The following is an 11651-nucleotide window of genomic DNA, read 5'->3' on the forward strand; positions in this document are numbered from 1 at the left end:
ATGAAAGAAACCGATAAATTTCTTTTTAAAAAAGCTGTATATAACCGTCCTGATGATGCAAACAAGGGCACACTCGGCAGTCTGCTGTGCATTTGCGGAAGCTACGGAATGGCGGGTGCTGCGATTATGGCAGGCAAAGCCGCACTCAGATGCGGAATCGGTCTTTTAAAAATTGCTGTGCCAAAAAGCATTTATCCAATATGTGCCACCAATATTCTCGAAAGCGTGTATTATCCGCTTGAAGAAACTCCGTGCGGTGCAATTTCAAGTAAAAATTCCGAATTTTTGCTTGAAGCCTGCGAAAAATCATCAGCGGTATTAATAGGATGCGGACTCTCGGTTTGTGATGATACAAAAGAGCTTGTAAAAAACGTTATCTCAAATTGCACAAAACCAATGGTGATTGACGCTGATGCACTTAATTGTATTTGCGACAAGCCTGAAATTCTAAAAAGCTTAAAAGCAACGGCAATCATCACCCCTCACCCGTGCGAAATGGCAAGACTTTTAAAATCAACACCAAAGGAAGTTAATTCTGACAGAGAAAATACTGCAATTAATTTTGCAAAAAAATTCGGTGTAGTAACTGTTTTAAAAGGTGCGGGAACAATTATAGCATCACCAAACGGTAAAGCTTACATCAATCACACAGGCAATTCAGGTATGGCTACAGGCGGAAGCGGTGATGTGCTGGCAGGCATAATCGGCTCATTGCTCGCACAGGGTGCAAAGCCTTTTGAGTCAGCCGCAGCAGGAGTATTTCTGCATGGCACAGCAGGCGACCTTGCCGCCGAAAGCTTAGGCAAAATCTCAATGCTCCCCACCGATATGATAGACTGCCTGCCTTTGGCCTATAAGAAACTAATATAAATTTCAAAGTGCCAAAATGACACTTTGGAAAGCAAAAATGGCACTTTGAATTATATTTAATGCAATGGCAATCAATTTTGGTTGCCATTTTATTTTTGGTACAAATACTTTTTGCCACACCTAAAACATATACTTTAACAAAGACAGGAGTGTGGCGTAATATGAAAAAGCTAAAGCTTTTAGCGGCTTTATTTGTTGTGGCATTTGTTTTTTCCGCTTGTCAGAATGTTGAAAGCAAAAAGAGCATAGTCACAAACTTTAATGCTGACTTTACCGCAAGCAACGAAAAATTCAAAGCAGAGGGAAGTATAACGGCAGAAAACGGCGAAACCGAATTGACTTTTACAAGTCCGGAAACTATAAACGGTTTAAAAATTTGTAACGGCGGAGGTGAAATTTCGCTTGAAATCGACAATCTTGTAAGCACGGCAGACGAGGCATATTTGCCAAAAGATAATCTGCCGCAGCTTATTCATAGCGTAGCAACAGAGGTTAGTGGCGGACGAGAGATCCTTTATCAAAAAAGTGATGAATTTGATACATATATATTGGAAACCTCAAAGGGTAAATGCACATATGCAGTTGATAAAAACGGTTATATAACATCGGCACAGATAAATTCTAAAAATTTTCGCATTGATTTTTTTAATCAGCTTGCCCTCAGCGAATAAAAGCCTGCACAATTTTTACGCCCAAAAATAATATATAGTAGCTGTATAAAAATTTTTGGAAAGGGAAAAATATCAGTAATCTAATTATTTGGAGCGTGAAAGTCTTGAATATCAAACGAGGGGATATTTTTTATGCAGATTTAAGTCCGGTGGTAGGCTCTGAGCAGGGCGGAATCCGCCCCGTACTTATTGTTCAAAATGATGTAGGCAACAGATTTAGTCCTACCGTTATTGCGGCGGCAATAACAAGCCAGCAGTCAAAGGCAAATCTGCCCACACATATTCCGCTGAATGCTGATTCCTCAGGACTTGCTAAAGACAGCGTAGTTTTGCTTGAACAAGTCCGTACCATTGATAAAAAACGACTCAAAGAAAAAATGGGTTCGGTTGACCAGAGTTATATGAGCGAAATAAATGACGCAATTTCTATTTCCTTTGGACTTAATATCTGATAATGTGCTACATATAGTGGCACTCAGCAAAGCCTCCCTTATTTTGGGAGGCTTTTTTACCCTTAAAACACATTTTTTAACAATTCACATAAAATTCACGAAAACAGACTTGAAATATTTACTGATTTAGTATATAATATAAAAAGAATAATTTACAGGAGGTGTTTCGGTATGTTGGATAAGACTATGATTTTCTCACTTGGTGAGGAAAGGGACGATGCTATTAAAAACAGTCTTACCATTGTTTATGACGCTCTCAGACAAAAGGGCTATAACCCAATAAACCAGATAGTAGGCTATATTCTTAGTGAGGATCCCACTTATATAACAACTTACAACAACGCACGCAACATTATCAGTAAAATTGACCGTGACGACTTACTTGAAGCACTCGTAAAATCTTACCTTAATGTTTAAGAAAGGACTGATGCTTCGTGGCAGAAGCTAAAAAAGCAGCTCAGGAATTTTCCACCTACAAGGGCAGACCACTTGTAAGATGTGGCGATGAGATTTACTACGGCAATATGTCTGAACCATATGTAATCAGACTTCAGGTAAAAAGCAAAAACGAGGTAAACGGACTTGAGATTGCAGACAAAGTAACAGTACAGTTACTTGCAACCGACCCTGACCTTTCACCAAGAAAGCAGCTTGTAAAATCAAGCGAAAAGCACGGACTTTTTGTTGCAATGGATATTGCTGACATCTGGCTCGAAAGAGCACTTGCCAACAACTAAATATTAACGCTGAAAAAGCTATCACATTAATTTGTGATAGCTTTTTGCTTTTGGTTCTTTTTGGATAGTTGGGGTAAATTATGGTTTAGCTGAGAGTTTCGGATAAATAACAAAAAATTTAGGTCGAGCCTTTTTAAAGGCTCGTGGGTTTGGGCAAAGCCCAAGAAAAGCTGTTTTTATATCAGTCTATCGGGCACAAATAGCAACGCTGTTTGTGTGCTGACGCAAGGTTTGATAAAACAGGCGACAGCCTTTTAAAAGAGATACTTCATTAATAAATAATAAAGAAGAACGGATTTTTGTGTTGCTATCGCATTATAAAGCTCACGCTATTGTGTTCAAGCCGCCAAACAGCCCGCTGCTTGGCTATCGTAGATTTGCGTAAGAGAATAGTATTTGTGGGCTTTGCCCACACCCACAACCTTTGAAAAAGGTTGACCAAACTTTTTTGTCCGAGTATAAAGTCAGTGATAATTCAAAGAAAATTTCAGGACCGTTGCTAAACCATAATTTATAAATGTTATCCCAACATTTAAAACAATACCTTTATTTTTTAGTATGAAATTTTATCAGCCAACGACTTGTCTATTACATATTCATTGCCGGGATATGTGAGAACTGATTCCTTGCTTGCCTTGCAAAGCACCACAACACATCTGTCGCCCTCTCTTAGCTGTCGAAATGTGTCGAAAGGCACGCAGACATTTTTTCCTGTTTGATTAGAGTAACGCTCCAAGGACAGCTGATGATCTTTTGGATCGTTTCCTGAATAATCACATTGAGAATATATATCGGTTATTCTGTCCGGAATAACTGCAAAATCTCCGTTTTTAAGACATTTCTTTACCTTTATTATATGAATAAGGTTTTTCAGTCCAAAAACATAGCCAAACATAACTCCGAATGAAGCCAAAAAAATAAGCGAAAGAATAAGTGAATTGACATCAAATTTTCGGGACAAAAGGAAAGGCAAAAATACCATAAAAATACCGACACCCGTTGATATTGAACACGCAACTGTAGTAACAGTATTGCTGTAATCATCAATTATCGTCTGCCTTGTTATAAATTTCATCGTTTACACCTCGGTTTTATTCTCAAACATATCAATGCTATAAAGCCTTGAAAAGAAAAATCCGGTGTAATTTTTCATCATTTCTCTGTATTCTTCAGGTTTAATTTCACCGCCAAAGCCCATAGCGTCATACACAACATTGCCCTCTTTAATAGAAATACAGAGTTTTTGGAGTCCGTTTTTCTGATAAAATTTACTCCTGCTTACACGCTGAGCGTAATTATCTGCATTTTTATCGAGAGTTTCAAGTGCAAGAAAAAATCTTCTGCCACTGTAAAGCTTGTGAATTTTCTGAAGAACGGCTGAACCGATGCCCTTACCTCTCTGACTGTCATTTAGAGCAAAATAGAACACATATGAAAGGTCAAGGTGATTTATAATATAAATCATTCCCACCCACTTGTTTTCATTATAAATTGCGAGAAAATCTACATCTTCCCTCTTTGCTCGCTTTATCAGTAAATAAAACGGTGCTCGTTCTTCTGCCGGAAATGCCGTGAAATACAACTGCCTGAGTTTCCTGTATTCAGGCAGTTTTTTAGTTACCCTTTTAAATTCAATATTCATTTTATCCTATCCGTTTAATTCTTTATTAAGCCTTGCTACAGGTAGTCCTACCACATTGAAATAATCACCGACAATGCCCTTTACAAGCAAAGAACCTTTTCCCTGTATTCCATATGAGCCTGCCTTATCCATCGGCTCACCTGTAGCAATGTAGCTTTCAATTTCTTTTTCTGTAAGGCTGTAAAACTCAACCTCTGTCACCTGTGAAAAGCTTTTTATTTTGCCATTTTGGCAAACACAACAGCCTGTAATTACCTTGTGCTTTCTGCCTGAAAGTTCTGTTAGCATTTGCTTTGCATCTTCTTTGTTTTTAGGCTTGCCAAGCATTTTGCCGTCAATAAATACGCCTGTGTCGCAACCGATTACAACATCATTTGTATGTCCGTTTTCATAAATATGCTTTGCCTTCTTAACCGCAAGATACTCCGGACTTTTTTCGGTTTCAGTATTAGGCGGCACACACTCGTCAATATCCGCCGGCACAACAATAAAATCCTCAGTGATAAGCTTTAAAAGTTCCTGCCTGCGAGGAGATGCCGATGCAAGAATTATCATAAAAATTACCTCTTAATCAACATAAAAAACTCTGTTTTCCTTGCGTGGGTGTGTGGCAGGATATTCACCGTCAACATAGCCTAACGCACAATTTCCAATACCCTCATAATCGCCCTCAATACCAAGTGATTTGAGCAGTTCTTTGCCCTCTTCTCTCTCAAAAAATTCCTTTGCTCTGTGAATCCAACAGCTACCCACACCAAGTTCGTGAGCCGCAAGCATAAGATTTCCCATTACAAGTGAGCCGTCATAGAGGTAGGTCGGCACATTTTTATCTGCAAGCACAACGAGCATTACAGGTGCGTTGTAAAACGGATCAAAGCCCTCAGTCTTGCCCATAATTTCAGCATTGATTTTTGAAATTTTATCTCTTAATTCCTTATTTGTAACAGCAATAATAATAGGTGACTGGCTGTTTCTGCCGGATGCCGCATAAGTGCCTGCCTCAATAATCTCATCAATCACTTCTTTAGGAAGCATATCTGACTTAAATTTTCTTACACTTCTTCTTGTTATCATTTGATTTACCATTTCGTTCATTTTAATTCTCTCCTTTATTAAGTTCTTCAAGTCTGTCACGCAGTTTAAGAAAATCATCAAAAGCCTCTGGTTTTTTGCGTGGATCTCTTAAAACAGCCGCCGGGTGAAGCATTGCCATCATCTCAAAATTACCCTTTTTAAACCACATTCCATGCTCCTTGGTAATTTTAATATCAGGCTTAATCAGCTTTGCCGCAGCAATTCTGCCAAGACAAACTATGATTTTCGGATTAATAAGCTTTACCTGTGCCCTTAGCCAGTCAATGCACATCTCCTGCTCCTCAGGCTTTGGGTCACGATTCTGCGGTGGTCTGCACTTTACAATATTTGCAATGTAAATATTCTTGTTTCTGTCAAGGTCAACCGCCTCAAGCATCTTGTCAAGCAGCTTGCCTGCTCTGCCCACAAATGGCTCACCCTGCAAGTCCTCGTTTTCTCCGGGACCTTCGCCGATAAACATAATATCTGCATTCGGGTTGCCCACACCCACAACTACATTTGTGCGTGTTTTGCAAAGCTCACATTTTCGGCAAGCCTTGCACTCGCTATATAATTCTTCCCATGTTTTATACATTTTCTTATCATTCCTTATTTTTTGAAATTAAATTTCCAACTCAGACAATTTTCGGCTAAAATCTTTTTGAAAATTAAATACATTAGCGTAAATGTGTTGAAATTTCAGAAATTTAGTAGTAAAATATACTCAAAGCCATTGGCTGTATTTATTTATGATTGGTGGTAAAAAATATGAAAATTATGGTAGAAACCTCTGCTCGTCACATTCATGTGACAAAGGAAGTTTTCGCAACACTTTTTGGTGCAGACGCAACTCTCACTAAGAAAAAAGATCTTTCTCAGCCGGGTCAGTTTGCCTGTGCAGAAAAGGTTAAGGTTGTTGGCCCTAAGGGTGAAATGATGATGTCAATTCTCGGCCCTGAGAGAAGCGCTACTCAGGTTGAGGTAGCTCTTACAGATGCAAGAAAGCTCGGCATTGCTGCTCCTGTTCGTGAGTCAGGCGATATTGCCGGCACACCTGGTTGCAAGCTTGTTGGCCCTGCAGGCGAGTGTGAGATTGAGTGCGGTGTTATTGCCGCTAAAAGACACATTCACCTTACTCCGGAAGCTGCTGTTGAATTTGGCGTAACCGATAAGCAGATTGTATCTGTTAAGGTTGGCGAAAACACAGGCAGAGCAACAACATTCGGTGATGTTGTTGTAAGAGTAAGCCCAAGCTACGCTCCTGCAATGCACATTGATACAGATGAATCAAATGCAGCAGGTCTTAGCGGTACTGTTGACGGCGAGGTTATTCTCTAATATTTACATATCGGCATTTACGCTCTGTCACAAAGACAGAGCGTTTTTTGTTGCCAATTATCTTGCCTTATCAAGAAAAGTGTGCAGAAAATCGGGGAAAATTTCTCTCCATGCTTTTTCATTATGTGCATTTTCAAAAAGCAAAACCTCATTGAACATATCATAAGGATAGCCAACCTCAGGCAAAAGGTCATACATCATCTCTGTGCTCTGCATAAGAATTTCCTCAAGCGGATCAGCATTGCCGCAATACATATAAATGTACGGCATATCAGAATTGACCTTAGAAAGCAAATACGCTCTCCAGTCCTCCTCGGTATATACAGCAAATGCAGGTGACAACGCACCAACAAAGCTGAATTTATCGCTGTGCTCCATTCCTTCAAAGAAAGCCTGCAAACCGCCCGATGAACTGCCGCATACTGCAATGCTCTCTTTATTTTTCTTTACAGGAAAATTGTTTTCTACATAAGGAATAACAGTATCCGTTAAAAAGATGTCAAATAATTCTCCCTCAGGGGTGAAAATGTCATTAAAATAATCTCTGTGCTGAATTTCGCCGATACACTTAGGTGTAAGCTCGCTGTCACGATAGACATTTCCGTTATCTATGCCGACTATTACAGCGGAAAGTCCTGTGCTTTTCTGCTCACTTTCAACAGCAGGAATAACATTCCAACAGCCGTAATCCGTACTTTTTTCATCAAATAAATTTTGTCCGTCAGTCATATAAATTACAGGTAATTTTTCACCCACGTTATGACTTGGATCATATACCCATATTTTACGCTCTCCCCTGTTGTTTGGAAAGGGCAGTGTAAAAGTTTTTAATTCTGAATTAATCATAATATCACCATTTATATTAAACCACAAATCAAAGCCGCTTGCAAGATGTATATTTTTTAAATAGTTAATAATAATAAATTCAGAGGTGATTTTGTGATTAACGATAACGAGATGCTCAATTATGTTTTGCAGAATGCTGAAATGGGCTGTAACGGAATTTCGGCAGTACGCAAACAGCTGAAAGACAACAAGGTTGACGGTGTGCTTTGCGAACAGCTCATAAAATACAGCAAGCTCTACCATTGTGCAAATACAATGCTTAGAAGGCGTGGTGCAGAAGTACATCATGTAAGTCCTGTTACAAAAGCAATGACAAGCTATGCCGCAAACAGGGATTTAAAGCGTGACTCCTCAGCATCACACATTGCGGAAATGATGATAAAGGGCAACACAATGGGTGTAAATAAAATGGCAAGACATATGCGTGAGTATGACGGAAGCGACCCGCATGTAACAATGCTTGCCAAAAGAATGCTCGATACCGAGGAAGAAAACATAGGAGAGCTTAAATCTTATTTGTGAGCATTACAAAAGCCACCGCTTTTTTCTGCGGTGGCTTTGCTATAATTAAAGATTGCGGTAATGCTTTACCTTTTTAGTTGCTTTTTCTTTCTGGCGGTTGATTTTTGAAGTAATGTAGTAAATTACAAGAATTAATACGATTACTCCGACTGCAATCAAGAACCAGTATGATTTCATAATACTGCCGATTACATTCATAACATAAAGAAAACCGCTTAATTCTACCTTTTCGCTTGGTACAAGATTAACTGTTGCAAGCTTCTGCTTTTCTGTCATTTTATCGTCCTGATAATAAATAGTAGCAGTACCGACAACAGTGTTTGTGTCAAGCGGTGCGTCCACCGACTCCGGAACATCAGTTTCTACCGTTATCCATTTTTCCTGATAATCTGACGGAACTATGGCACTAAAGTTCTTTTCAGGCACAAGAAGTACTGAATTCTTGCCCCATGAAAGATTTACTTTTTCTTCGCAAATCGGAGTTTTTGTTGATGCTACTGTGTTAAGTTCAAGACTTGTAAGTGCCCAACGGAAAAGATCTGCCGCATCGGTAAATGTGTAGTATTCCTCATCAACACCCTCTTTGTAAGGTGCTTTCAAAAGTACAAGCAAATAAGAATATCCGTCTGCCGAAGCTGAGGTAACAAGGCATCTTCCAGCCTGATCGGTTGTACCTGTCTTAATTCCCTTAGCGTACATATAGTAGTAATCGCCGCCACGCCACTGGTCAATAAGATAGTTTGTTGTGGTAAGCGGCTCATCATCGCCCTCGCAATAATACTCTGTGGTGTTTGTAATTTCATCAAAGTAAGGAAGCTTTAACGCATAAGAAGCCATAGTATACATATCTCTTGCTGTGGTGTAATGCTCCTCATCATGCAAGCCGTCAGGATTCATAAAATGAGTGTTTTTAAGACCAAGCTCCTTAGCCTTATCATTCATCATTTCAACAAACTTATCAATGCTTCCGTCACCAACATAGTCGGCAAGTGTCATTGCGGCGTCATTACCGGACGGTACCATCATACTGTAAAGCAAATCCTTTACAGACATTGTTTTGCCAATATGTGCCTCAAGATTTGCAACCGAACTGCCTGTGCCTTTAAGCTTATCAAGCACTGACTTTTTAATGGTAACTCTGGTATTTTCAATATCGTCAACATTTTCAATTACAACTATGTAGGTCATAATCTTGGTTGTAGATGCCGGATAACGCTTTGTGTCAGCCTCTTTTTCATAAACAGTCTGACCTGTATCGGTATTTACAAGCAGAATTGACTCTGACTTTGTTTGTACGCTGTTTGTAAAAGAAACAGCACCCGCAGTTGGTGCAAATGCACAGGCAAGCACAACAAGTGTGCAAAGCACCGACAAAACTCTGACAAATTTTCTTTTCATAAACTCAATTACTCCTATTTCCTGATATATATTAATTCAGATAATTCTGACCGTTTGAAGAAAAGAGGCGTTGCACCTCGGCTCTTAACAGTCGCAAATCATCGTGATAAAGATTTTTATAGTTAAAAATAATGAACTCGGCTATTTTCTGAGAAAGCTCAAGGCTTTTTGTATCGGCAAAGTCGGCAATCGCCATTTGCGGAAGTCCATGCTGACGCTCTCCGAAAAAGTCGCCCGGTCCACGAAGCTTTAAGTCCTCATCGGCAATTTTAAAACCGTCATTTGTACTGCACATTACCTTTAGCCTTTGCATAGTTTCGGGATTGCGGTTATTGCTTATCAAGAAACAATACGAATCATACTTACCTCTGCCCACTCGTCCCCTTAACTGGTGAAGCTGAGAAAGTCCAAAACGCTCTGCATTTTCTATCGCTATAACTGTAGCATTCGGCACATCAACACCGACTTCAATTACAGTTGTGGCAACAAGCAGTGAAATTTCATTATTTGCAAATTTTTTCATAACCTCATCTTTTTCGGCAGGTTTCATATGTCCGTGAACAATACCGACAGAAATATCCGAAAAATCATCGAGCATAAGCTCAGCCGCATATTCCTCTGCTGAGGCAACATTCTCAAGCTCACCCTCCTCAACGAGAGGACACACTATGTAAGCCTGCCTGCCCTGTGCTATTTCATTTTTTATAAATTCATAGCAGTTTTTACGCTTTAGCGTATTAATCGCATAGGTTTTAACAGGTTTTCGTGACGGTGGCAATTCATCAATTATTGATATATCCAAGTCGCCGAAAATAACAAGCCCCAAGGTTCTCGGAATCGGGGTTGCACTCATTACAAGCAAGTGCGGATTACTGCCCTTTGCAAGCAGCTTTGCCCTCTGTGACACACCAAAGCGATGCTGTTCATCGGTTACAGCTATGCCAAGATTATAAAAATTCGTTTTCTCGGTAATTAAAGCGTGAGTGCCAACCACAAATGAAATATCACCGTTTTCAAGCTCAGCTCTTACAGCCTTTTTTTCAGACTCTTTCATTGAGCCTGTGAGCAATGCGGTTTTTATATCCGTATCCTTAAAAAGCTCGGTAAAGGTTTTGTAGTGCTGTCTTGCAAGAATATCGGTAGGTGCCATAAACGCTGCCTGAAAGCCATTGCGGATAACAGTATGGCACACAGCGGCAGCCACCGCCGTTTTACCTGATCCTACATCACCCTGCACAAGTCTGTTCATCGGTCGTGTGCCTTTTGTCAAATCGGATATACACTCGCTTACCACTCGATTCTGAGCATTTGTAAGAGTAAATGGCAAAAGCTCCTTAAATTCATCAAAATAGCTTTTTGTAATGTCAACTCCGCTTTCCCCTCGGCTATGCTCCTTTAATGAACGCATACCAAGATTTAGCACCAAGAGTTCCTCGGTAACAAGTCTTTTCCTTGCACTTGCAAGTGCCTCGGAATTTTCCGGAAAATGTATATTCTGAATTGCATATTTCAAGTCACAAAGAGAAAAAGTTTTGCGTACATTTTCGGGTAACGGGTCGTTTACTTTGTCAGGCAAAAAAGTTACCGCCTGCTTTACGGCATTTGCAATAATCTTAGAATTAAGACCTGCCGTCTGCTTATAGACAGGGTGGATTTTTGAGCCCTCACCTACCGGTGAAAAGGTCGGAGAAATCATCTGTGCTCCACCCATACTGCCCGTTACTTTACCATAAAAATAATACTCCGTATTTGGATGAATCATAGTGCTTATGTAGCGATTGTTAAAAAACACAAGCTGAAGTGTACCGGTATCGTCATATACCATTCCCTTAGAAATAATGCGGCCGCCGGGCAAAACACCATCTCTTATCTGAGTGCCAAGCACAGCCTTGATGCACACATTCATTCCGTCTTGCAGGCTTTCAATTTTAGTGGTAGAACTCCAATCCTCGTAACCTTTTGGATAAAAGCTGAGCAAATCGCCAATGCTGTAAATACCCAGCTTATTAAAAAGCTCGGCTCTTTTTTTGCCTATTCCGTTTAATTTATCAATAGAAATTTTATACAGAGAAGCCATAGTAACACCGAAAATAAAAGGGCG

At 39.8% G+C, this 11651-nt stretch carries 15 protein-coding genes; 7 read left to right on the forward strand and 8 right to left on the reverse strand.

Going from position 1 to position 11651, the window contains the following annotated elements:
* From ACJMMI_RS08835 to ACJMMI_RS08855, 5 genes are all read left to right on the forward strand, one after another.
* Nucleotides 1-870, forward strand: coding sequence for an NAD(P)H-hydrate dehydratase (locus tag ACJMMI_RS08835; protein ID WP_405355020.1), 870 nt, complete (start codon nt 1-3; stop codon nt 868-870).
* Nucleotides 871-1031: 161 nt separating this feature from the next.
* Nucleotides 1032-1541 carry a hypothetical protein gene (locus ACJMMI_RS08840; RefSeq protein WP_405355021.1) on the forward strand — a complete coding sequence of 170 codons (510 nt, stop codon included), beginning with the start codon at nt 1032-1034 and terminating at the stop codon, nt 1539-1541.
* 104 nt (nt 1542-1645) lie between these two features.
* Nucleotides 1646-1993 (forward strand): type II toxin-antitoxin system PemK/MazF family toxin, encoded by a 348-nt coding sequence (locus tag ACJMMI_RS08845; RefSeq protein ID WP_405355022.1) that lies wholly within the window; start codon nt 1646-1648, stop codon nt 1991-1993.
* A 171-nt stretch (nt 1994-2164) separates the two neighbouring features.
* Nucleotides 2165-2410 (forward strand): IreB family regulatory phosphoprotein, encoded by a 246-nt coding sequence (locus tag ACJMMI_RS08850; RefSeq protein WP_405355023.1) that lies wholly within the window; start codon nt 2165-2167, stop codon nt 2408-2410.
* A 17-nt stretch (nt 2411-2427) separates the two neighbouring features.
* The gene (locus tag ACJMMI_RS08855) at nt 2428-2730 is read left to right on the forward strand and encodes a hypothetical protein (protein WP_405355024.1); all 303 of its coding nucleotides are present in this window, start codon (nt 2428-2430) and stop codon (nt 2728-2730) included.
* 553 nt (nt 2731-3283) lie between these two features.
* Here the strand turns inward: ACJMMI_RS08855 and ACJMMI_RS08860 are convergent.
* Genes ACJMMI_RS08860 through ACJMMI_RS08880 form a run of 5 tightly spaced genes read right to left on the reverse strand, consistent with a single transcriptional unit; the run spans nt 3284 to nt 6041 of the window.
* Entirely contained in the window at nt 3284-3805 is a 522-nt protein-coding gene (locus ACJMMI_RS08860; RefSeq protein WP_405355025.1) for a hypothetical protein, read from the reverse strand.
* 3 nt (nt 3806-3808) lie between these two features.
* On the reverse strand, nt 3809-4372 hold the full coding sequence (locus ACJMMI_RS08865) for a GNAT family N-acetyltransferase (protein ID WP_405355027.1): 564 nt from the start codon (nt 4370-4372) through the stop codon (nt 3809-3811).
* Nucleotides 4373-4378: 6 nt separating this feature from the next.
* Nucleotides 4379-4927: a Maf family protein gene (locus tag ACJMMI_RS08870; RefSeq protein WP_405355028.1), complete on the reverse strand. Its 549-nt coding sequence runs from the start codon at nt 4925-4927 to the stop codon at nt 4379-4381.
* Nucleotides 4928-4939: 12 nt separating this feature from the next.
* A complete protein-coding gene (locus ACJMMI_RS08875; RefSeq protein ID WP_405355030.1) occupies nt 4940-5467 on the reverse strand; it encodes a nitroreductase in 528 nt (175 codons plus the stop codon).
* A 1-nt stretch (nt 5468) separates the two neighbouring features.
* A complete protein-coding gene (locus tag ACJMMI_RS08880) occupies nt 5469-6041 on the reverse strand; it encodes a uracil-DNA glycosylase family protein (RefSeq protein ID WP_405355032.1) in 573 nt (190 codons plus the stop codon).
* Nucleotides 6042-6214: 173 nt separating this feature from the next.
* Between ACJMMI_RS08880 and pduL the strand changes: the two genes are divergently transcribed.
* A complete protein-coding gene (gene pduL / locus ACJMMI_RS08885) occupies nt 6215-6784 on the forward strand; it encodes a phosphate propanoyltransferase (RefSeq protein ID WP_405355034.1) in 570 nt (189 codons plus the stop codon).
* 57 nt (nt 6785-6841) lie between these two features.
* Here the strand turns inward: pduL and ACJMMI_RS08890 are convergent, their stop codons facing one another.
* Nucleotides 6842-7630: an alpha/beta hydrolase gene (locus tag ACJMMI_RS08890; RefSeq protein WP_405355035.1), complete on the reverse strand. Its 789-nt coding sequence runs from the start codon at nt 7628-7630 to the stop codon at nt 6842-6844.
* Nucleotides 7631-7723: 93 nt separating this feature from the next.
* Here ACJMMI_RS08890 and ACJMMI_RS08895 point away from each other — a divergent pair, with 93 nt between their 5' ends.
* Complete coding sequence (locus tag ACJMMI_RS08895; protein WP_405355037.1) at nt 7724-8152, forward strand: hypothetical protein; 429 nt, start codon at nt 7724-7726, stop codon at nt 8150-8152.
* Between the two features lie 45 nt (nt 8153-8197).
* Here ACJMMI_RS08895 and ACJMMI_RS08900 read toward each other — a convergent pair whose 3' ends face one another.
* Both ACJMMI_RS08900 and recG read right to left on the reverse strand, forming a co-directional pair.
* The gene (locus ACJMMI_RS08900; protein ID WP_405355039.1) at nt 8198-9550 is read right to left on the reverse strand and encodes a D-alanyl-D-alanine carboxypeptidase family protein; all 1353 of its coding nucleotides are present in this window, start codon (nt 9548-9550) and stop codon (nt 8198-8200) included.
* Nucleotides 9551-9581: 31 nt separating this feature from the next.
* On the reverse strand, nt 9582-11627 hold the full coding sequence (gene recG, locus ACJMMI_RS08905) for an ATP-dependent DNA helicase RecG (protein WP_405355042.1): 2046 nt from the start codon (nt 11625-11627) through the stop codon (nt 9582-9584).
* Between the last annotated feature and the right edge of the window lie 24 nt (nt 11628-11651).

The sequence above is a fragment of the Ruminococcus sp. genome (assembly GCF_045129435.1).
Classification (GTDB): Bacteria; Bacillota; Clostridia; order Oscillospirales; family Acutalibacteraceae; genus Ruminococcoides.

What these genes read in the sequence shown, in the direction of transcription:
- ACJMMI_RS08835 (WP_405355020.1), top strand. Translation starts at nt 1, where the DNA reads ATGAAAGAAACCGATAAATTTCTTTTTAAAAAAGCTGTATATAACCGT.
- ACJMMI_RS08840 (WP_405355021.1), top strand. Translation starts at nt 1,032, where the DNA reads ATGAAAAAGCTAAAGCTTTTAGCGGCTTTATTTGTTGTGGCATTTGTT.
- ACJMMI_RS08850 (WP_405355023.1), top strand. Translation starts at nt 2,165, where the DNA reads ATGTTGGATAAGACTATGATTTTCTCACTTGGTGAGGAAAGGGACGAT.
- ACJMMI_RS08860 (WP_405355025.1), bottom strand. Translation starts at nt 3,805, where the DNA reads ATGAAATTTATAACAAGGCAGACGATAATTGATGATTACAGCAATACT.
- ACJMMI_RS08865 (WP_405355027.1), bottom strand. Translation starts at nt 4,372, where the DNA reads ATGAATATTGAATTTAAAAGGGTAACTAAAAAACTGCCTGAATACAGG.
- ACJMMI_RS08870 (WP_405355028.1), bottom strand. Translation starts at nt 4,927, where the DNA reads ATGATAATTCTTGCATCGGCATCTCCTCGCAGGCAGGAACTTTTAAAG.
- ACJMMI_RS08875 (WP_405355030.1), bottom strand. Translation starts at nt 5,467, where the DNA reads ATGAACGAAATGGTAAATCAAATGATAACAAGAAGAAGTGTAAGAAAA.
- ACJMMI_RS08880 (WP_405355032.1), bottom strand. Translation starts at nt 6,041, where the DNA reads ATGTATAAAACATGGGAAGAATTATATAGCGAGTGCAAGGCTTGCCGA.
- pduL (WP_405355034.1), top strand. Translation starts at nt 6,215, where the DNA reads ATGAAAATTATGGTAGAAACCTCTGCTCGTCACATTCATGTGACAAAG.
- ACJMMI_RS08890 (WP_405355035.1), bottom strand. Translation starts at nt 7,630, where the DNA reads ATGATTAATTCAGAATTAAAAACTTTTACACTGCCCTTTCCAAACAAC.
- ACJMMI_RS08900 (WP_405355039.1), bottom strand. Translation starts at nt 9,550, where the DNA reads ATGAAAAGAAAATTTGTCAGAGTTTTGTCGGTGCTTTGCACACTTGTT.
- recG (WP_405355042.1), bottom strand. Translation starts at nt 11,627, where the DNA reads ATGGCTTCTCTGTATAAAATTTCTATTGATAAATTAAACGGAATAGGC.